This window comes from Streptomyces sp. NBC_01750 (assembly GCF_035918095.1).
In the GTDB taxonomy this organism is placed as follows: domain Bacteria; phylum Actinomycetota; class Actinomycetes; order Streptomycetales; family Streptomycetaceae; genus Streptomyces.
This window is the reverse complement of the sequence record NZ_CP109137.1, coordinates 564,271-585,390: the sequence shown is the minus strand read 5'-3', so window position 1 is coordinate 585,390 and position 21,120 is coordinate 564,271. Positions and strand designations below refer to the sequence as shown.

General features: G+C 69.3%; 17 protein-coding genes. 3 read left to right on the top strand and 14 right to left on the bottom strand.

Features of this window, described 5'->3' with window-relative positions; all coding sequences use genetic code 11:
- The first annotated feature begins 72 nt into the window (after positions 1-72).
- Positions 73-822: an SDR family NAD(P)-dependent oxidoreductase gene (locus OG966_RS02680; protein ID WP_326647686.1), complete on the top strand. Its 750-nt coding sequence runs from the start codon at positions 73-75 to the stop codon at positions 820-822.
- A 245-nt stretch (positions 823-1,067) separates the two neighbouring features.
- A complete protein-coding gene (locus OG966_RS02675; RefSeq protein WP_326647685.1) occupies positions 1,068-2,045 on the top strand; it encodes a glycosyltransferase family 2 protein in 978 nt (325 codons plus the stop codon).
- On the opposite strand, the gene OG966_RS02670 is transcribed toward OG966_RS02675, so the two are convergent.
- From OG966_RS02670 to OG966_RS02600, 14 genes are all read right to left on the bottom strand, one after another.
- Complete coding sequence (locus tag OG966_RS02670) at positions 2,020-3,522, bottom strand: DUF6056 family protein (RefSeq protein ID WP_326647684.1); 1,503 nt, start codon at positions 3,520-3,522, stop codon at positions 2,020-2,022. The two genes, OG966_RS02675 and OG966_RS02670, sit on opposite strands and share 26 nt — an antisense overlap.
- Positions 3,523-4,578: 1,056 nt before the next feature.
- Complete coding sequence (locus OG966_RS02665) at positions 4,579-5,124, bottom strand: ATP-binding protein (protein ID WP_326647683.1); 546 nt, start codon at positions 5,122-5,124, stop codon at positions 4,579-4,581.
- A 556-nt stretch (positions 5,125-5,680) separates the two neighbouring features.
- Complete coding sequence (locus tag OG966_RS02660; RefSeq protein ID WP_326647681.1) at positions 5,681-6,142, bottom strand: hypothetical protein; 462 nt, start codon at positions 6,140-6,142, stop codon at positions 5,681-5,683.
- Positions 6,129-7,394 (bottom strand): Hsp70 family protein, encoded by a 1,266-nt coding sequence (locus OG966_RS02655; RefSeq protein ID WP_326647680.1) that lies wholly within the window; start codon positions 7,392-7,394, stop codon positions 6,129-6,131. Before OG966_RS02655 ends, OG966_RS02660 begins: the two co-directional genes overlap by 14 nt.
- A complete protein-coding gene (locus OG966_RS02650; protein WP_326647678.1) occupies positions 7,391-9,628 on the bottom strand; it encodes a dynamin family protein in 2,238 nt (745 codons plus the stop codon). Before OG966_RS02650 ends, OG966_RS02655 begins: the two co-directional genes overlap by 4 nt.
- Before the next feature lie 6 nt (positions 9,629-9,634).
- Entirely contained in the window at positions 9,635-10,213 is a 579-nt protein-coding gene (locus tag OG966_RS02645; RefSeq protein WP_326647676.1) for a hypothetical protein, read from the bottom strand.
- The gene (locus tag OG966_RS02640) at positions 10,200-10,700 is read right to left on the bottom strand and encodes a hypothetical protein (protein WP_326647675.1); all 501 of its coding nucleotides are present in this window, start codon (positions 10,698-10,700) and stop codon (positions 10,200-10,202) included. The genes OG966_RS02645 and OG966_RS02640 overlap by 14 nt, the downstream gene beginning before the upstream one ends.
- 95 nt (positions 10,701-10,795) lie before the next feature.
- Positions 10,796-11,614, bottom strand: coding sequence for a C39 family peptidase (locus OG966_RS02635; RefSeq protein ID WP_326647674.1), 819 nt, complete (start codon positions 11,612-11,614; stop codon positions 10,796-10,798).
- Positions 11,611-13,314 (bottom strand): dynamin family protein, encoded by a 1,704-nt coding sequence (locus OG966_RS02630; RefSeq protein WP_326647673.1) that lies wholly within the window; start codon positions 13,312-13,314, stop codon positions 11,611-11,613. The genes OG966_RS02635 and OG966_RS02630 overlap by 4 nt, the downstream gene beginning before the upstream one ends.
- A gap of 4 nt (positions 13,315-13,318) precedes the next feature.
- Positions 13,319-14,533 (bottom strand): protein kinase, encoded by a 1,215-nt coding sequence (locus tag OG966_RS02625; RefSeq protein WP_326647671.1) that lies wholly within the window; start codon positions 14,531-14,533, stop codon positions 13,319-13,321.
- Positions 14,530-15,435, bottom strand: a complete 906-nt coding sequence (locus OG966_RS02620; RefSeq protein WP_326647670.1) for a PP2C family serine/threonine-protein phosphatase — start codon at positions 15,433-15,435, stop codon at positions 14,530-14,532. The genes OG966_RS02625 and OG966_RS02620 overlap by 4 nt, the downstream gene beginning before the upstream one ends.
- Before the next feature lie 18 nt (positions 15,436-15,453).
- Complete coding sequence (locus OG966_RS02615; protein WP_326647669.1) at positions 15,454-16,236, bottom strand: vWA domain-containing protein; 783 nt, start codon at positions 16,234-16,236, stop codon at positions 15,454-15,456.
- A gap of 108 nt (positions 16,237-16,344) precedes the next feature.
- The gene (locus tag OG966_RS02610) at positions 16,345-17,298 is read right to left on the bottom strand and encodes a hypothetical protein (RefSeq protein WP_326655560.1); all 954 of its coding nucleotides are present in this window, start codon (positions 17,296-17,298) and stop codon (positions 16,345-16,347) included.
- Positions 17,299-18,219: 921 nt separating this feature from the next.
- Positions 18,220-20,295: a SpoIIE family protein phosphatase gene (locus tag OG966_RS02600; RefSeq protein ID WP_326647668.1), complete on the bottom strand. Its 2,076-nt coding sequence runs from the start codon at positions 20,293-20,295 to the stop codon at positions 18,220-18,222.
- A gap of 534 nt (positions 20,296-20,829) precedes the next feature.
- On the opposite strand from OG966_RS02600, the gene OG966_RS02595 reads away from it, so the two are divergent.
- Entirely contained in the window at positions 20,830-21,117 is a 288-nt protein-coding gene (locus OG966_RS02595) for a J domain-containing protein (RefSeq protein ID WP_326647667.1), read from the top strand.
- Positions 21,118-21,120: the final 3 nt, after the last annotated feature.

The window sequence follows — 21,120 nt, the reverse complement described above, 5'->3', positions numbered from 1 at the left end:
CGCTGGAGTCGACACCCGCGCTCCCGAACACCCACCAATGTAACAAGACTAGTTACCTCGAGGATGGAAGTCATGGGACAGCTGGACAACAAAGTGACTCTGGTAACCGGCGGCTCGACCGGGATCGGTCTTGCCATCGCCCGCCGGTTTGCCGCCGAAGGCGCCACCGTCTACCTCACCGGCCGGCGCAGGGCCGAGCTGGACGCGGCCGTCGAGGCCGTGGGGGATCAGGCCGTCGGCGTGCAGGGCGACGTGTCGAAGCTCGATGATCTCGACCTGCTCTTCGCGACGATCGAGGCCCGCAGTGGACGGTTGGATGTCGTGGTGGCCAACGCGGGCGTCGGTGAGTATGCCCGGCTCGGGGACATCACCGAGGAGAACTACGACAGGACTTCCGGCATCAACGGCAAGGGGACGCTCTTCACCGTCCAGAAGGCGTTGCCGCTGCTACCTGACGGTTCCTCGGTGATCCTGCTCTCTTCCAGCGCTGCCTTGCAGGGCGTCCCGGGGCTCAGCGTCTACGGCGCCACCAAGGCTGCTATCCGCAGCTTCGCCCGCACTTGGGCAGCCGAACTCGCGAGCCGCGGCATCCGGGTCAACGCACTCACCCCCGGCCCCATTGCGACACCCGGCGGCGATCTGGCCAGGGCCGCCATGGCACAGGCCCCGCAGCAGGAAAACGGCCCCGTGGTCGCGATCCCGCTCGGCCGGGTGGGACACCCCGACGAAGTCGCCGCCGCAGCCCTCTTTCTGGCCTCGAACCAGAGCTCCTTCACGACCGGAGCCGAACTGTTCATCGACGGCGGCATCACCCAGATCTGAGCGCCCCGACCCCCGCAACCTGCAGCGGCCGGCCGGCCGCCGCCCGCCTGGCCTGCTCGAGCACGTGGGAACCGCTGCGGCGTCCCGGACCCGTGTCGATGACCGGCGCCGTTTGGTCGCCGACGACGCCTGGTGTGAGGTACTTCGTGAGTCCGGAGGCAACCTCTTCGGCCCGCCGGCCATCCTCCATACGCGACGAGTTGCAGAGTTGAGCAGCCGTCCCGCACCTCAGCGCATGGAGAGAGATGACAACGGTCCATACTTCGGTCGTCGTACCCTGCTTCAACGAGAGTGAGGTGATCGACTCCTTTCACACGGCGCTGGTCGCCGCTCTCGAGTCCACTGGGACAGCCTTCGAGATCTGTTACGTGGACGACGGCAGCAGTGACGGGACCCGCATCCACCTTCGGGACCTCGCGGCAGGGGACCCCCGCGTGCGTTACACCTCCTTCAGCCGTAACTTCGGCAAGGAGCCGGCGATGCTCGCCGGGCTGAGGATGTCGGGTGGCGAAGTGGTCGTCCTCATGGACGCCGATCTGCAGCACCCTCCGGAGCTTGTGCCCCGCATGCTGGAGCTGTATCGGCACGGCTTCGACCAGGTCGTCGCCCAGCGTGACCGTGTCGGAGAAGGCGCCGTTCGCAGGACGCTCAGCCGGGCGTACTACAGCCTGGTGCGCCGGTTCATGGAGGTCGAAGTCGTTGACGGGGCAGGCGACTTCCGGCTGCTGTCGCGCCGTGCTGTCAACGCCGTGCTCTCCCTCCCGGAGAGCAACCGCTTCTCCAAGGGGCTCTTCTCCTGGATCGGCTTCGACACCGTCAGCTTCACCTACCAGAATGTGCAGCGGGCGGCCGGGCAGTCCAAGTGGGGCGGTCGGCGCCTGCTCAACTACGGCATCGACGGGCTGCTCTCCTTCAACAGCCGCCCGCTGCGCATGGCGATCCACACCGGACTGTGGCTCTTCCTGTCCGCCCTCGGCTATGCGCTGTGGATCATCGCGAACGTCCTGCTCGACGGTGTGGACACCCCCGGCTACGCGACCCTGATCACCGCCATCGTCGCACTCAGCGGCATCCAGCTCGCCACCCTCGGTGTCATCGGCGAGTATGTGGGCCGTATCTACCACGAGTCGAAGCGGCGGCCGCACTATGTGGTCCGGGAGACAGACGCCTCCCACGCGGCCGCCCCCGCCTCCGAGCTCAGGGACGTTCTGTCGAGTAAGTGACCTTGTCCAGGTGGTAGTAGTCGGCGACACACTGCGCCGGCCAGATCCTGCGGCCATGGTGGCTGAACGGCTCCAGCATGCTGGCGACCGAAACGGGTGTGTACGGCGCAACCTTGGCGCCGTCCGCCGCCTGCTCGCGCAGATACCGGTCCTGACGGTCCCACTTCTCGGCCCTTACCTGCATCGCGTGCCCGAGTCCGTTCAGCGGGCCGACCAGCCCCGCCACGGCCACGGCGCACACCGTCGCGGCCATCGCGGCCGCCATACCCGTGCGGCGTGCACGCAGCCGGAGCGAGCGGCCGATGAAGGCACCGACGCCGACCAGCAGCATGACGTAGAGCAGGAGGTAGTCGTTCCACGTGCGTTCCGTCGTCACCACATCTGCTCCGAAGACGGGGTAGGTGATGACGGTGCACAGGTAGCCGGAGACCAGGAATGCGGCCGCGCCGAGAGCGGTGAGCAGCAGCGGGCGGCAGGGGAGCAGGGCGGCGGGCCGTCGAGCGCGGCCGCGTGCCAGCAGACCGAGCAGGACACCGGCCGCGACAGTTCCCGCGTACTGCCAGGTGGTGAGGATCGTCTCGAGGATCTGCACATATCCGCGCAGCGAGCTCAGCAGCGATTCGGGGGCGAGCATGGATGCGCGGTCGGCGCCGTAGTGCTCGCGGCGATTGCGCGAACCAGGAGATGTCACCAGCACGATGGTGCCGATGGCGATGCCGGCCATCCCGAGCAGTGACCAGCGGCGTGCGAAGGTCTTTACCCGCACGGCGAAGACGCGGTGCGCGAACAGCACCACACAGGACAGCACCACCAGGGCGACGACCGACGCCTCTTCGGAGAGCGTGCCCATGAAGATGCCTGCCGTGAAGACGATGGCAAGGGCGGCAAGACGGCTGCGGCGGCCGCCTGCCCGCAGCAGCGGGATGGCGGCCGCGCATGCGAGCACCGGTGCGACGGTGTGCGAGACGGAGGCCGCGGGCCAGTAGAACGTTTTGTACGTATTGGGGGTCGCGAAGAGGAACACGGCGGTGATCATGGAAGCCGCGAGCAGAGGGAGACCGCGCGGTACCTCCAGATCGGCCCTGCGCAGGAGTTGAGCGGTCAGTGCCCACAGGAGCGCCAGCATGAGAACGCCGCTGATCAGCCCGAACCACTGGTGCCCGGCGACCGGGAACTGCGCGTACAGCCCGACCAGCAGGCCGTTGCCGACCCGTCCGTTGTCGGTGAAGTAGAACTTTCCGATCAGCCCGGAAATGCCGTGGTCGCGCACGCTCGGCAGGAAGCACCACTCGTCCGCGCTCGGGCGCACGTACCGGCCGATCCACGACGCCATGACGAGCAGACCGAGCGGCAGCAGCGACAGAGCAAGGGGCCAAGCAGTCCGCCATGACGAGGAGTTGTCCTGCCCGCCGCCCCATCGCTCGTCACTGGACTGCTGGTCCCGCTCTCGTGCGACGCTCGATGCGTCGACGGCCATATCAACACTGCCTTTCGGGAAATTTCTGGTGCGACACCCTAGAGGTGAATCCTGGATGTTCCGTTCCATCTCCGGCGCGGCAAGATCGACGAGTCGCGCCCGGGCAGTTGTGGCGTGGCGCTGGTGCTGCGTGCCGACCTTCGTCGTGGGCTCAGATTTCGGGGTTCCGTTGGTGTCGCTGCCGCCTGGTGGCGGAGCTGGTCGAGGTCCGCAGAGCGACCGAACCCGGCCGACCCGGTCGCCCGCGCGGCGTTCTGGCAGCGCTCCTCGGCCCCGCCGCCGACGGTGTCGAGCTGGAGGCATCGCGCAGTACGTGCGCATGTGACGTCGGGGCGCTCCTTGGCGCAGGCGCACCGCCGCAGTGCCGCTGAAGAGCGGTCTCCGGGGTCTACGCCGCTTGGACCGGTACGCCTCGTCGGTCAGGCACTCGGGGTCTGGCAGGCGGGGCAGAGCTCGTGGCGGCCATCGTTCACTACGCTTCCCCAGCCTCGGCACTCGTCGCAGTCGCGAGCCAGGGCGACGCTCGCGCGGGGGGCAGGAGCGTTGGGGTGGGCTCCAGTGATCATCACGTCATGTTCCTCGGGTAGAGGGTTATGCATGGCAGAAATATGACACATGTCGCATATGTATGCAAACGGTCGGCCGTCCGGCGTGGACTGAGTGGGGAAGCGCGTTGGCCGTGCTGAAGCCGGCCCCGGAGGCAATGGAGCTGCGCCGGCGCTACGGGCGGTCTTGGCGGCCTGTCCCGGTGATCGACTCCGCCACGGAGGACTCGCGAGAGACCGTAGGGTCGGCCCGGCGCCTCCGGGGCGGCACTTTCGGGCGAGCGGTTCTGCGATCCGGTGAGCCGACCTGAGTCGCCCAGGCTGGGGCGCCGTGCCGACGGCCCCAGTCGGCGGAGTCGACTGCGCGGGCCTGTGCCCAGTGGGGGGCGAGGCAACGAGGGAGGTTCGCAGCGGGGTGATGGTGTCGCGGACCGGTCACCCTGCGGCGGCGACCGGAACCGGAAAGTGGCGCCACCTCAAGCGCGCATGCCCACTATGCACGGCCCTGCGGTCAGCTGGGCTCTGCCCGCTGGAAGTGCATCACCGGGCACGCGGCCGCCAGACATGCCGCGAGGTCCGCGCTGTCCGCGGAGACGGCGGCGGGGAAGAACGCCTGGACTTCCTTGCCGTGTGTCGGCATCCGGCTTACCCGCAACGCGCCGCCGGCCTCGCGGGCGAGGCTGTCGACGATCATCAGGCCCCGACCGCAGTCCCGTCCGGGATCGGTCGTGGTCGGCGGCTGCGGCAGGAAGGGGTGCTCGTCGTGCACCGCCAGCGCCAGCGTCGTCCCGGTTCTGGTGAGGATCACCGTGGTCCTGGCCGAATGCGGGGCGGCGTGCCGTGCGGCATTGCCGACCAGCTCGGAGATCACAAGGGCGGCCGTGTCCAGCCCGTCCTCGTGGAGCCTCCAGCCCCGCAGGACGCGGGCCGCCCTCTTCCGGGCGACGGGGACTTCTGCGGGTATCGCGGGCACGGTGAAGGCGTACATGGAAACGGCCTTGTCCGGCCCGCAACGAGGGGCCGGGATGCGGTGTGCGACGGTGCTACGCCGTGCCATGGACGGATTCAGGACGGTGGTTCGCATAGCGATTCCCGGTGGATTGCTGGGCAGGGTCTCCTGCGGCTCTTCAACCGCGCCCTCGAAAGGGCGCTCTGACCAAGCGGCGCGCCTCGCTGCGTCGACCGTTGCGTGATCGGTCCACCTCTCTGTGGATCGACCGTTGTTCGACATTGCCGAACCATAATCGGGTTTGGGTGAGGGGACAAGGGTCAGTTCGACGCATATGTCTCGCACTCGCCCTTTCCGCGCTTCGCGACGGGGGACGGCGCACCGCCCATCACCCGGCTGGCCAGGGACGGAGAGCGAATCCGCCAAGATCGATGCGAGGCAACCGATGAGTTCTGGCTGACGCGATGGAACGGTGGTTCGCGCGAACCGACCGGCAAGTAGCTCCGCCGCCACCGCTCCGCTCAGGCACTCCGGCAATAGATCCAGCAGTGAGGCCGAACGCCACTCACCGTCCAGCAGGCACAGGCCTCCGTATAGCAGTGCCGTTTGTGGTTCACCTGCTGCGGGAGGCCCGTGCCATTCGGTGCGCTCCCCTCTTCGTGGCTCACAGCCGGAATTCCTCGTGGCACCAGCTGAACAGTCCCCGTGCGTCCTCGAGCCACTGGTCGGCCATCGTGTGGAACGCCGATTGCGTCAGCACACACGCCAGTGGCAGCGTGCGGATGCCGGTCAGATAGGGAGGGGTGGTGCCGCCGAGATTGCAGACCGCGAGCATGGGGACCAACCGCTCGATGTTCCAGGCGTTGGCGGCGGCCGCAGCCAAGGCGATCTGGTCATCCGCCAGGTACCGGTCATCCGTGACCAGCAACAGCAGCAGCCCATTGCTGGTCGTGGTGAAGGTCAGCCTGATGTCCCGCTGAGCCTGCGGATGGTCGAACTCGAGCGTCACGGAGGCGGTGTCGGCCTCGAAGGGCCGGTGGTGCCGGGAGGCCCACTTGCCGACCAGCCGCCGCCATTGGCCGGACAGCGCAAGCCCGTTCTCCGTCGCGAGGTCAGGAACGGGCACGTCGCACCGCCTCCAGCACCATACGGTCGGTCAGACCGGCGTCCAGCAGAGCCCTGACCCCGGTCGGCAGCGCGCCTGGCGGCCGCGACTGCGGCGGTGTGTCAGCAGGGGGCGGCGCCGCTATGCGCGCGGGAACCGCGCCCTGTGCCAGCCAGGCGGCGCCGGTGGCCACCGCGAGTTCCGGCTCCGACACGTCCAGCACCGGCAGCCCCGAACGGTCGGTCAGCATCTCGCCGACCATGGGGAGCCTGGAGCTGCCGCCCACGGGGACGATGAGATCCAGGTCGCCCCAATCCAGCCCGTGAGCCCGCAGCACCCGTTCGCACTCCGTGACGGTGTCCGACAGCATCGGCCGGATCGCCTCCCGCAGGTCGGCCCGGGTCAGAGTGACCTCGACCGGCGGGTCCAGCATGGTGAGCATGTCGGAGTGCTCGGAGGAGACGGACAGCTGCTGTTTGAAAGTGGTGCAGGCTTCCGCGAGCTGTGTCCTGCGGCGCAGTGCCCGGGCATCATCGGCATCCGCGCCGCCGGAGAGGAGCGAGTCCAGCGCCCCGGGGCAGCGGTCCCGTATCAACGCCAGCACTGCCTGGTCGATGGCCAGTCCGCCGACATCGGACAGGCCCCCGGGTGAGCCGAGGACGGTGAAACCGTCCCTGGTTCCCCTGGCGATGGCCAGGTCGAAGGTGCCACCGCCGAGGTCGTAGACCAGGACGGTCCGGTCCCGGTCCATGCCGTGGTCGTGCAGGGCGTAGACGGCGGCGGCCACCGGTTCGGTGTGTATTTCGACTGTCTCCGGCCGGATTCCCGCAGCCTCGGCGGCGCCTGCCATGAGCTCCCTCCTGGCGCGTTCCCAGGTCGCCGGAACCGTGATCACCACCCGGTCGGGAGCGGAGCTGACGGCCCGGCGGCTCTGTTCCACGAGGAATCCGAGAACCTTCGCGGTCAGCTCCTCGGTGCTGAACCGACGCTCGCCCAGCTGGTGCGGGAACGGCTCGCCGAACTCCCTCTTGAATTCGGCCCGGAAGCGCTCCGGGCGTTGCAGTCGCGAGTTCTGGGCAGCTTGCCCGACCACCATCGACCCATCGGGCAGTAAGCAGACGGCACTGCGTACCGAGGTCGCCCCATGGGGGCTGACAGGGTCGCGAACCGGCATCGGGGGGTGACCCTGACGCAGTATCACCAGGGCAGACGTCCAGGTGCCGAAGTCGATGCCGTAGACCACGCCGCGCGTGCCCGTTCCGCTGCCGGTCATGGCGTGTCGAACTGGCCGGGGTCGAAGGACGCGCCGATGTCCGGGTGCACGGGGGCGTCGGTCCCGGACGGTTGCGGTAGAGCGTCCATGCCCGGAGTGGCGGTCGGGACGAGGTCCGGTCCGCCGGTGTCCACGAGAGGGGCCATTGTGGTGTCCACCCCGGTGCCCTCGGTGGCGGCGTCGGCGGTGACGTCGGTGGCGAGTATCTGCGTTGCGGCGTTCAAGGCGAGGTCCACGGCGACTTCGCCGGCCACGGCCGCCACCGCTGCCCCTGCCGAGGCAACGGTGGATGGCCCGTACGCCCCGGACGGTGACGCCCCGGACGGTGGCGGCGACGGCGGTGTCTGCCGCGCGGGCTGCGGCCGGAGTGGCTCGGTACGCGGCGTGGCCAGGCGGTCCACGCGGGAGCGCAGCCGGTCGAGCTCGCCCTGGAGCCGGCGGTACTGCTGCTGGCGCGCGAGCAGTTCGCCGCGTCTGCGAGTCAGGGCCTCCTTGGTGTGCCGGCTCGCCTCCTGAAGCCTGCGACCGGACTCGGCCAGCGACTCCTGCTGGGCTGCGAGCTGCCCGTTCAGCTCTTTCACCAGGGACTGGGCGATGTCCCCGTACGCCTGGTTGAAGGTTTCCGAGGCGTGCCGCCGGTTGGCGGCGATCTCCTGACCGACCAGCTGGAGCAGCCGGGCACTGCGCTCGCGTTCGGCGCGCTCGCGCAGATCCTGCCGGTGGTTGCGGACACCATGGATAAAACCCATGGTTCCCAGGCCGGCTGCCACGGCCAGGCCGCTGAACGGTTCGATCATGGCGACGCCGGCGCCCGCGCCGAGGCCGGCCATTCCGGTGGACCAACTGGCCCGGAACGCGTCGAAGAAGCGGGTGGGACGGACATTCAGCGGCACAGTGGGGACCGCGATGCTGGGTGTGAAAGGCGGTTTGGGTGCCTCGGCCGACGTGAGCTGGAGGCTGGTGCGCCGGGCGAACTCCTCCATGACCTTCACCGACACAGCGGCCAGCCGGCCATGAGCCTCGGTGAGTGCCTTGAGCATGCCGGTGGCGACCTCGCCGATCAGCTCGTCCGATCCCGGGTCGGCTCCCGCGGTCACCTTCTCCTGGTACTGGCGCAGCACCGCGTCGAAGGCATCCTGCAGCGCGGCGCGGGTCTGGCGGGTGTCCGTCTCGAATCGTCTGGGAAGCTCAGTGCGCCAACCGGCGCTGCCGGAACTCAGCTGCTTGATCTGGGCAGTGGTCTCGGCGACCTGGCCGCGGATCCGCTGCAGGGACTCATTGGACTCCAGCGCTGCCAGTTCGTTGACCAGCGGTGACCCCGCAGTGGCCACGGCATCACTCAGCCCGTCCAGCGCCCGCCGCACCTGTACCGCGCAGCCGGCGGTGGCCAGCCCTCCCCACAACTCTCGGTCCAGCTCCAGGAAACCGGAGTCGGCGAGCAGTTGATCGTCTGCGCGGTCCCGGAGCCACTTGAGCTTCCGGAAGGCGGATACGGGCACGATCACCAGGCTGTCGGCGGGAGTTCCGGTACGTACCGCGATCTTCTCGCGGGCGCCGACGACCACCGGACGGGCATCGCGGACCTTGTCGGTCTTGGTGACAGCGGTGATGACCACCTCGCATTTCGTCAGGGCCCGGCTGAGGAAGTCGAGTTCGTACGTGGCCAGCGGCTCGATCGCGTCGCAGACGAAGACCAGCCCGTCGGCCCGCTCCAGGAAGGCATGGGTGGCAGCCGTGTGTTCACCGTTGAGGCTTCCGACTCCTGGCGTGTCGACGACCACCAGCCCGCCCTCCAACTGTGGCACCGGGGCCTGGATCTCGACCAGCCGGACATTCCTGCGGTTGCCGGGGTTGCCCTGCTCGGTTACATACTCCGGGAGTTCGGCGAGATCGACCTCCAGCCGCCGCATGTCACCGCCGGGGACGGGATCCCCGAGGTGCACCACGGCACGCTCCTGCTCACCCCACGCGAGTGTGGAGACCACACAGGTGGCCACATCGACGTCGACCGGAAAGAGGCCGGGCCGTTCCACCAGCGCGTTGAGCAGCGTCGATTTGCCTCGCTTGTACTCACCGACAACGACCACATGGCAGGTGCCCTGTTCCAGGCGTTCTCCGGACTGCGCCAGCATGCCTCGTTGCCGGGGGCCGAGCTCGTCGGAGAGCTCTTCCACGAATCTCGGGAAGGCGGCCAGAACATCGGAGCGCAGACGGCTGAAGGCGTTGTCCGGCATGGTGGTTCACCCTTCGTCGGGCACATGGTGGTCGGGGAGGTACTGCTGAAGGAACTTCGGCGCGAGCCGCCGGTAGTGGGGCAGCAGGCAGGGCTCCAGCAACCGCCCCAGCAGTCCCCGGAATTCCGCGGCTCCGTCGCCGCTGAATTGCCGCCCGTGCGACAGCTCGGAGAAGAGTTCGTCGTAGAGGTCGAACAGCTGGGTGCGCAGTGCGCGGTATCCGGCGGTGGACAGCTCCGCGACGGCGGAGTGGGGGAAGTGGCCGACAGGGTGCGACCACTCCTCCCGAGAGCGGTGCGGTTCCTTGAAGCGCAGATCGGTGTACTCGACGAGACGCCCGGTGGACCAGTCGAGGGTGGCGGTGGCGAAAGGCGGGAAGAGGTCGGCGCCGCCTGCCGGGTCGGGGCGCAGCACGAACAGCGGCAGCCGGGCGTAGACCCGAGGCTCGCCATCCTGGAACACGGGGATCGGCACCGGCCAGCCGATGCCGGATTCCATGGGGGCGAGTTCACGGAAGGTCCGGGATCCGCAGAGCGTCTTGGCGAGGGCCTCGGAGCGCGGCATGCCGGGATCAGTGCCGGTCATGGGGACGTCCGTCGGTGTCGTCGCGGGTCTCGTCCCCTGGCTCACCGTGGACCGGGTATCCGGGGGGCACGTACACGATGACTTCCTGCGTACGCAGGAGTCCTCCGTCCCAGCGGTATCCGGGCCGGACCGTCTCCGCGATGTGGTCGCAGAGCAGACCCCCCGAGTCGTCCTCGCGGGTGGCCACGACGTTGTGCCGGGTGGGATCCGCGGGGCCGGTGTCCTCGACCGGGGTGACACCGAGCGCCGCGAGCGCCGTGAGGACGCTGCGGCGCACCCAGTCCAGCACCGGGCCGTCGGGGGGCTCGACGGCGTCGCCCAGCCCGGACAGCCGGTCCAACAGCCCGATCAGTGGCGCCGCCGCCGGTGGAGCCGACGGTGGGAGCTGCGGCAGGGCCGCAGAGCGCGCCGATTCCGTATCAGCGTCGGACAGCCGTTGCTCGTACTCGGCGCGCAGCTGCCATTCCAGCCGGTCCTGCTCCGTCATGAGCCATGCGGCATACCGAGCGCTTACCTCCGCCAGTCGCTCGTCCGCGCGCGGCCGTTCATCCGGCTGCGGCTGTTCTTCCGATTGCCCGGCGGTCATGCCGACACCGTCCCGGATCCGCCCGCTGCCACCAGGAGGTTGCCGGAGTCCTGCCAAGCGCCCATGAACTCGTCCAGCGGCACTGCCAGGCCCTGACCGTCCGGGTGACCCGAGTCGTTGAGTATCACCAGCGGATTGCCCGGGTCGCTGTTGTCGAATCCGGTGACCCACACGGCGTGGTCGGCATCCTGGCCCGGGATTCCCGGCACATCGGCCACGGGATCATCTGCTGTGTCGTGCCCGGGGGTCCAGATCTCACTGGAGTCCACGCCCACGATGGCCGCCCCGCCTCCCGCCACCACCTTCTCCAGCTTGTCCAAGGACGCCCCGTCCACATGCTCGACCGGGACACCGTGGTGTTCCAACAGGTTCCCCACATCGGCGGGCGAGGTGCCCGACTCATTGAACCAGCCCATGCTCGCGGCCTCCTGGGTGAGCTGTTCCTCGCTGAACTCCTGGCCGGTGAGATATTCGAGGACCATGCCCTGTGCGCCGATGGCACAGGCGTTCTCACCGGTGTGCTGGTGCCACACCCCCATTGCTTCGCCGGGGCTCCCGACGACGGCCGCGGGGTCGCTCTGCGCCGGGTCGAAGTTCGGCAGGTCGGGGATGCCGCCGAGTGAGGGATCGGCGTACGGAACCATCTCTGTGTCGTCGTAGGGGTCTGCCAGACCGGTTGGGTCCATCGGATCGCCCAGCAGCGTCTGGTCCGTCACGTTGTTCGGGGACGCCGGATCCATGTAGTCCATGAGCCCCATGTCGGTCTCCGGGGCAAATCCGGGATCCGCCCCCGGGTCGTACGATTCCCAGCTCACTCGCCCTTCCCTTCTTCCTCGTCTCCGTACAGCAGCGCCCGGGCCCGGCCGACCTGGTCAGCCACCCGCTCGTAGGAGCGCAGCACCACCCGTGCCGCGCCGAGCGTGGGCCGGTCGAGGAGCGGGTCGGCGCAGATCCCGGCCCATTGGGCGGCGCGGCGACGGGCCGTTGCCAGCAACATGTCGGCCGGAGTGCCGGCCGCCAGGCCGAGCCGGGCCGCACAGCTGGTGCCCAGCTCGCCGGTGACTTCCAGCAGCTGCGACTCCTGCTCCGCCGTCAGACCGAGCCGACCGTTGTAGTACGCGCCCAACGCGGCGAGTTCCGACGGCCCCGGGTCGGTGACCCGCAGTCGCTCCAGCAGCGCGGCCACCCGGTCCGCCGCGGCGGGCACCGGCTGCCCGGCGAGCTGCGCCGTGGTTCGCAGCCGGGACACCTCGTCGGCGATTGCGCGCTGCCCGTGGTCCAGTTTGATGAGCGCGGACCGGTTGCCGAAGTGCCGCAGGATGAGCTCGCGCAGGACGAGAACGCCGCTGCGCTCCAGCAGGGTCCGGCGCACGGCGTCCTCGCCCAGGCCCTCCCGAAGACACCCGCAGGCCAGGAACACCCCCCACGCCCCCAACCGGTCGACCAGTTCGGCGCGGAGAGTGGCCGGGACAGGCAGTTCCGGGTACTCCCGGCCGCAGAAGAGGTTGACGTCCTCCATGAGGTCCGCGAGCCGCCGGGGCGGCACCTTCGCCAGGTCGGCCAGGGGTCCGAAGGTATCCGACGGCATACGCTGGGCGGCGATGCCGAGCAGGCCGGCCACGGGAAGAACGGTGCGGAACACCCGTCGCACGGCGGGCCGTTCCAGATAGGAGTCGGCGATACGGCGGGCAGTTGCCATCGGGTCGTAGTCGAAGGGGTCGGCGGGCAGCCCGTCGGGACCCGTTTCGCCGACCGGGGGCCAGTACTGATCACTGCGCGAGAGCACGCCGAAAGCCTTCAGCGGGCTCACGACCGCCCCGTACGCCCCGGCGAAGTTGTCGACGGCCTGCTGGTCGGCCCGGCCCAGACCGCGGCTGAAGACGAAGACGACGGCGTCGGCCCGGTCCATCTCGGCCGCGCTCTGGGCGTGCACCGACAGGGCGTCCTTGCCCAGTTCATCGAGCACCCGGGCGGCGTTGTCGCGCTCCACCGGGTCCTCGATGCCGAGGAAGGAAAGGGTGTTGTCGGCGTCCGTCCCGTGCACGCTCCCCAGCCCCGGAGTGTCCACGATCCGGAAGCGGCGCAGCAGCGCACTGGGCCGGCCCACCTCGACCTTGCGGATCGCGCGCAGCTCTCGCAGTGCCCCGGCATCGCGCACGGTCAGCCGGGTCAGGGCATCGTGCGGCCACTCCTCGGCCGGCCGGCCGTCCTTGAAATGGACCAGCAGCCGGGGGTGGTCCGCGTGGTGGAACTCGCAGACGTTGAAGGTCAGTTCCAGCTGGCCGGTATCGGAGACCTCCTCGCCGAGGAGGGCGTTGACCAGCGTCGACTTGCCGCGCTTGATCTGGCCGGCCACGGCCACCCGCATGGGCTGAGCCATGCGGTCCTGTGCGGTGCGCAGGGTGGGGGAGAGGTTTCCGGCGTCCGGCTCCATGGGCCCGATCGCGTCGGCCAGCTGTGCGAACACCCCACCGTGGAGGCCTGCGGAGTGCGCGGGATCCAGCGGAACTGTCATGCCCTCACCATCCCGCGACGATCAGAACACGCAGCACGAACAGCAGCACTACGCCCGCGCCGACCAGCACGGACTTCACCCACGCCGGCACCGGGCCGGGGGACGGCATGTGCGGAGGCGTCTGCGGAGGTTGTGGCGGATGTGGTGGCGGTGGCGGAGGTGGCAAGGGCTGCTGTGTCCGCTCAGGTGCGTTGAAGGCGTCGTGCCCGGTCGCCTCGGCCCGGTCGCACCACGGACACCGCGTCAGATGGGCGCCATGGGCGTGCCTCGGTCTGCGTGGGCAGATCGTTGTCGCGTCCTTGGTCCGCGACTTCTCGAGCGCCTCCAGCCACTGCCGTGACGTGGGGCGCAGCGCCGTATCTCCCAGCCCGGTTCCGAACGCCTGCCGGGCCAGCGTCAGCAGGGCCGGCGGCAGTACCGTCGGATCGAGTGTGCCCGGCGGTGTGTTCACCGACTCCGGCCGCACCACGAAGGACCGGTTGGCCGTGATGTTGTCCGAGATCTGGACGTCGTCTTCGCTGTCCCGCGGCACCCCGCCGAAGGGGTGGTACCCGGCGGTCAGTACCTGATAGACGAGTACCGCCAGCGCGAAGTCGTCGCTGCGCGTGCTGCCGTGGCCGCCTCGCAGGCGCTCGGGGGCGGCATAGTCGGGAGTGTGGAGTGTGGATGGGAACACCTCGCCGGTGTCGGGGTCGGTGAAGCCGATCGAGTCGCAGTCCAGGAATGTCGCGAAGCCCCGCTGGTCGACGACCACGTTCTTCGCCGAGAAGTCGCCGATGACCAGGCCCTTGTGGTGCAGCCGGGCCGTCATGAACGCCAGGTTCCAGCAGATCCCGAGGAGGAACCGCCAGTCGGCCTCGGCCGGGAACCGGCGCAATCGCTGCTCCCGGCTGAACAGCCCGGTGAGCTGGATGTGTTCGGGCTCGGCGAATCGCCCCATGCCGTAGCCGAGGAAGCCGCCGTCCGTGTCGTACACGAGATCGACCGGCCAGGCCAGCTCAGGCGGTTGTCCGCCGTCCACCGGCTGCCCGGCCAGCGGGTTCAGTGCCAGCATTCGCCGCAGCCGGTGCTCCCGGCCGGCCTCGGGCTGGTGGTAGACCTTCACCACCAGGTCATCGGCGCCCTCCACCGAGTGGACCGAAGCCTCCAGCCCGGCGCCCAGCGGCGGGTCCAGGAGCACGACCGGCCGTCCGCCGAGCAGTACAGTCCGCCCCGTCACGACAGATCCTCCCGTTCCGGAGCACCTGTCGTACGCACCGCCCGCACCAGGGTCTTGTCGTCGGCGTTGAGTGCGGTGAGCCGGTCCGAGAGCAGCAGCGCCTCCAGATCCCGCGCGTCGGCCTGCCGGTCCGGTCCCGGACGGTCCAGCGAGCGCAGCACCGAGGCGGCGAACGAGCGGTTGGCCAGCGGCACCGGGCCCTGGGCGCGGGACAGGGCTGCCTGTGCCAGACCGTCGGTGGACAGCAGTACGCCGTCGATGCCGTCGTCCCGTACGCAGGCGATCCGCACCCGCCGCGCGGCGTCCGGCGAGCTGAGGAAGGTGGTCTCATTGCCGTACTCGCCCACAGGCTGCGGCTGGGGCAGCAGATGGAATTGCGGTTCGCCGTTCGCCTCTCCGGCCCGCAGCACCACGAAGCCGTCCCCCAACGAGGTGTAGCCCAGCCAGCCGGGGCCGAGCACTACCACGGTGAGGGTGGTGGCGAAGTCGGCCGGGCCGCCGCGCCCGCCATGGCCCGGGCCGCCGACGCGGGCAGGGCCCGCGGTCAGCGCCCAGGTGTTGTCGAGGAAGGTGTCCAGCACTTCCTGGAAGGCCTCCCGTTGCAGTGCGTGGAGGTCTTCGCCGTCCGGTGGCCCGCTCTTCCGGCTGCCCAGGCGCGCCCCGAAGACGGAGGTGGCCAGTCGGGCCGCCAGCTGGGCCCCCTCCTGGGAACGCGGTCTGCTGCCTGCGCCGTCTGCGACCGTGAGTACGGTCACGCGGGCATGGGGCGGGCCGGTGCGGAGTTCCGCCCAGGCGTCCTGGCAGGGCGTTCCCTGCTGAGCGTGCCGGTAACCTCGTACGCTCACCCCGTGCACCCGCCATGCCGGGTCCTGGACCCGTCCGTTCTCTGCTGCACCCGCCATGTCGGTCGTCCCCACCGTTCAGGAGTTCCAGGCGGAACGCTGAGTCTTGAACCGGTTGAACAGCTGCTCGAAGGTCTCTTCCTCCGCGCCCTTCTGTTCGGCACTCGCGCTCGCCGACATCGTCTGCAGCAGGTCGCGGAACGGGAAACCCTGGAGGGTGGCGTGGTACTTCGGCGCCAGCTCCTTGAGCACCTGCTGTCCGCGCTGGCTGATTCCGCCGATTCCGAAGGCGTAGAAACGGAAGCGCTTGGCCTGTTGCTCGGCGGCGAGCATCGGGACCAGCTGCCGCCAGGCGTCCGTGGGGTGCCCCTGACTGTCCGTCGGCAGGCCATCCGTCACCAGGCAGATCTGTGGGCGGTAGTACTGCAGGCCCAGGCCTCGCAATTGTGTCTTCCGCCCGGCCACCAGGCGGATGGCGGTCTCCACCGCCTCGGTCAGCAGCGTGACTCCGGATGCGGCGAGCTGCGGCGGCTGGAATTGGTGGGCGGGCACGAAGGGGCTGACGGTGGCCCGGGGGTCGAGCAGATGTGGGCCCTGCCAGACTCCGATCCCCGTGCCGCCGAAGGTGACCAGGGCGATCTCGACGCTGTAGCTGAGGGCCAGGTCCTCCCGGATCTCGCGTCCCCAGGCGATCAGCGCCTCATTGAGCAGCCGTATGGGTTTGCCCGCCATGGAACTGGAGATGTCCAGGCACAGCAGCAGCGGCAGTCGCTGGGCGTTGTTCTCGATCTCGATGTCGGCGTACGAGATGGGCATGTCCTGCGGTGGCATGACCGGCTGGTCCGGATTTCCTGGATTCATGGGATCCAGTTCCCCCTGTCGTGTGCGTGCTTGTGGTGCGGTGTCTCTGCGCGGTTCTGTGTGCTTGTCAGGTGCGGGAGCCTGACCGTGTGCGGGCGTGGCTGCCGGTCAGCCGGCGGGTCCGCCCGCGCCGTCGAGGCTCCGGGGCACGAAGGCGAGGAGATCCCCGGGCCGCTGCCCCGCGATGTCGACGACCTCGCCAGGGTCGGGCGGGGCCAGCTGCGGGTCCGCCCAACTCGCCCGGTACAGCCAGCCGTCCAGCTCGACATAGCCCTGCGGATGGAGCCGGGTGCATACGGTCGCCGGGCGGACGGGGCCTTCAGGGACCAGGCGGGCGGCCGCGGGAGGCTCCGGAGGAACGCGGACCATCAATGGCCCGCTCGGCGGGCGTAACGGCGGCGGGGCGGGCCCGACGAGTGCGGCCCGGTACCGGGTTCTGAGCACCGCCAGGGAGAACAGTGCGGCGCCGGCGGCGAGGAGAGTCAGCAGAATCTCGGTCGGTCCGATGCCGCCGGCCGGGTCGGAGTGCGGGAACGTGAGCGTGTGCAGTGGGGCGGTCGCGGAGTCTGCTCCGGCATTTTTGAGCGCGGTTTTCTCGTCGGCGGGGATATGCAGATCCGACCGGAGCTGGGACGCTTCGACTTTGCCCGGTCGGCCTCTCCGCTCATCCAGCAGTTGGCACAGGCTGCGCCTGCCGCAGAGAGATCGCGTCCTTGCGGACTCCAGGATGTCCCGAGGCAGCGTACTGACCGTGGCGTTGTCGTGGACTATCGCCTGAGAGTCGGCGAGCAGCATGAGCACGGCGCCACCCTGCCCGCTGTCCTGCGCCTTCTGGACGACCACCAGATGGCGGCCATGCCGGCTCTTGGCATCGATGACGCGCTGCATGCCCAGCGGCACATTGCCCTCACCAAGCGCGAGCGGCTCCGTTACGGTCGCCACGACGGTGACCGCTTTCTTGCCCGACTCCAGTGCCTCGGCCGTCCGCTCCAGCTCTTCCGGAATCCGGGTGCTACCCGGTGTGGCACCCACCAGGGCGGCAGCGAGAAGAAGTACGACCACCAGCGCGGCCAGGCCCCTTTTCAGAGCCCCTGATGGAAATGCTGGTATTGCTGTCGCGGTCGGCTGCCCGCATGCGTCTGCCCCTGCCACGTGATCCCCCGATGCCGTCCGGGGCGGGTGTCCGCCTACGTGGTCCGGCCCGACCAGACTGACAGGGTGTGGCCGGCCGATGGAGCGGTTGTCGGATGAAATGCCGACGCGCGCAAGAGCGAGAAGCATTCCGGGGGCGCGCGCGAATTGCTTTATGCGCCGGAGCGACACTCTGCACGGCAAGGAACGGAATCCCCTCTTCTCTTCCCGATTCCCGCTGGGGCGCGCGGCGCACAGGGTCGGCGCCGCGACGGGGGCGACAGCGCCCGACTGGCGTTGGACGAGAAGCCGCCGCTCCCTCTTCATTGCGGCGTCCCCGAGATGAGCAGGCGTTCCGCGCCGGCCTCCGCCGCGGTTGAAGGCGAGCCTCGAAGACCCGCTGAACTGTTGCAGCCACTCCATGGTGCTCCCCCCGCCGGCCTTAGGCCGGGTCTGAACATGCCACCGACCAGCACCGGACAACCGGTCGTACTGCGGAATCGGACCTGGGCGTTGCGGGGATCTCATGTTGTTGTGCGAAACCCTGCGGCCTCCCGGTGGGGGGAGACACAAGGATTCCGATCGACACTGGCGAAAGATGTCCAAGGCGCATGCATGTCGATGGCGAATCGGGCGTCGGTAAGTCAAGAAATGATCGGCGTGCTGGGCAATCAGCCATGCGCCCTGTGCGGCGTCGTCACCGACCGGTTCACTGTCGGCCAACCGCACTGATCCATAAGCTGGTTGAGCCGGTCTCCGTGCTGCGCGGTGAGGCGCCGCGAGGTCAACCGCTCAGCTGGATCGCTGCTGTTCACACAAGGGGAGGTCTGGTCACATATCCGGCGGGCAGGGCTAAGGCTCGTCGCGCGGAGTGCGGCGGACGCGGGCGAGGACGAGCACCGTGTCGTCGTGGGGCAGGTCAGGCAGCAGACTCGAGAGCATGCGGTCCGCTGTTTCCTCCAACTGGACAGGCTCCCGGTGCAGTTCGGCACGCACTGCGGCCAGGCCGTCCTCGATGTCCCGGCCGGGTGCTTCGATCAGGCCGTCGGTATAGAGAGCGAGAATGGCGTTCTCAGGGAGGTCGATCTCGATCGTCGTGAAGGGCTGACCGCCCACCCCGAGGGGTACTCCCAGAACATCGCTGATGGTCTCGACCGTGCCGTCCGGGTGGCGTACAAGGGGCGGGGGGTGGCCGGCGCTGGCAATGCGGGCGCGTCCGGTCGAGGGGTCGTACAGGATGTAGAGGCAGGTCGCCAGCTCGATTCCCGCCTCCTGGGCACAGGCGTCGAGCTCGGCGAGCAGGTGGTTCGGTTCCTGGTCGTGCCTGGCGAGCGCCTTGGCGGTGATGCGCAGCCGTCCCATGGCCGCGGCGGCCGGCACCCCGTGCCCCATCACGTCACCCACGACCAGGGCGACGCGTCCGCCGGAGATGTTGATGACGTCGTACCAGTCGCCGCCGACCTCGGTGATGTGGCTACCAGGCAGGTAGCGGTGGGCGACTTCCACATAAGGGCTGGTTGCCAGGGCGCTGGGGAGCAGCGCGCGCTGGAGGGTGAGCGCGATGTCGTGCACGCGGCTGTAGAGACGTGCGTTGTCCAGGCAGAGCGCGGCGCGGGAAGCGAGCTCACCGGCCAGGCTGAGGTCCTCTTCGGTGAAGGCGGGCCTGGCCGCCGAGCGTCCGAACATGGTGATGCCCTGGACCGTGCCCCGGGCGATGAGCGGGGCGATGAGGATGCAGGCCAGGCCGCTGTCTCTCAGGAGCTGGGCGCGGGCCTGGTGGATGACGGTGCGGGTCATGAACTCGTCGTTCACCAGGACGGAGACGGGGCGGCCCGTCAGCAGCATCCGATGGATGGCGGAACCCGGTGGGTATGTCACGTTTTCCAGCCCGCTCACGAGTTCGGTGGCGGGTGGGGGCAGGATGGTGCCGGAGGCGATCCGCCGGGTGAGCAGCGGCCGTTCCGGGTCGAATACCTCGGGCTCGTCCATCCACTCGACGACTTCTACGACGGAGGCGTCCGAGAAGTCGGGAACCGCGGCCGCGACGAGCTCCCGGGCCGTGACGTCTACGTCCAGGGTGGTGCCGATCCGGGCTGCGGCCCGGTCCAGCAGAGCCAGTCGCTGCCGACCGGCGGTGGCTTCCATGATGGCCTGCTCCCGGTCGGTCACGTCCACCAGCAGGCCGCCCACCCCCGGGCGGGAGCCGACCGCTCGGCTGAGAGGGAAGAAACTCACCGACCGCACCTGATCACGATCCGGGTGACCTGGCGTGCGCACACCCACCAGCGTGCTCACGACGGGTTGTCCATCCGCTGCGACTGCGCGCAGTATCCGCTGGTATTCGCCGCCGTCGGACGTGATCATGATGTCTTCCATCCGCCGCCCGATGTGTTCCTGGATGGGAAGTCCGTCCATGTCCGCGAGCGCCTGGTTGAGGTGGACGTATCGCAGCTCCTCGTCGAGCAGGACCAGGCCGATGGGGCAGGTCTCGAAGAGGGCGTCAAGGAAGGCCAGGTTGGTTTTGACGCGATCGAGTTCGTCGCTGCGGCTTGCCAGGGCCATGACCACCGAACGGTCCCCGGCGCCGGCCACGGGGAAGACCCGGAATCCGCAGTCGAAGACCTCGCCGTCCAGATGCCGTGTCGGCAGCCGGCCGCGCCAGTACCCCAGCGTGCGGCCTCGCTCCGCCAGCCCGACGGACGCGGCAGGGGCGCCTCGGGGAGGATCCGGGAAGAGGACGCCGGCGGGTTTGCCCAGCACGGCTGCGGCGTCGTGTCCGAAAAGGTCCTGCGCGCCGGGCCCCCAGTAGCAGATCCGGCCGTCCTCGTCGATGCCGAGGACGGCAACGGCCACATGCTCCAGCAGCGTCCCCGGCTCGGACCAGAGTGGACCAGAAGCCTTCTCGCCCCCCGACCGATCTGACGGCACAGGCTGTCGCCTTCCACCCGCGGCAGGCATCGCCCCGTCGGCCCACGGGGCGCCGGACGAGGCTATTGCGTCTTTGTCATCCATTGTGCAGACATCTGGACGACTCTGTACGGCTGGCCGGAACGGGCCGACCAGAGCGCTCTGCCCTGCGTCACGTGGCGGGACGGCCTGTCCGCGCGTCCTGTCGTCGTGACGAGCCGACCGGCCCGGTCGCCCACCGAGGCCGCAGCGGTCACTCTGAGCGACAGCGGGGCCGGAGCCTCGGGCTCGCAACGGGGGCCCGGCGGGGCGGTCAGCCGGCAACGGGCACGGGGCGGGAGGCCGCACCCGGCCCGACTGCAGTCGGAGTGAGCGCGGGCGGCACGGTGGCGGTCGGATTCCCAGCGGATGGCCGGAGGGATGAGGGGCGGATCATATGCCCTGAACCGGTACATCTTGACAGACGCACAGTGACGTCTTAAGCAGGATTCAGAAGAGCTTGCGCACTATCGGCAGGTGAGAGCACCTGTTGAGAGCACCTGTGAGGTGAGTGCAGTGACGCCACCGGAGGAAATCGGCGGTCCGCGCGACCCGTACGCGGTGTCCGGCGTGGAGCCGAACGCTTCAGCTGCCCGCATCACCTCGGCCCCCCGCAGGCTCGCCCGTGACCCGCATCCCGACGGGAAACCGGAGCGGTCGGGGACGTACTCGCAGTTCGGGCGCCGCAGCGCGCCGCTGCGGGCGGGCCCCACCCGAGTGGATCCGCCGGCGAACGCCCTGAGCGCGCCGTGGTCGCACCTGCCGATGGGCTGGGGTCTTCTGTGGAAGTGGACGGCTGGGTGAGGA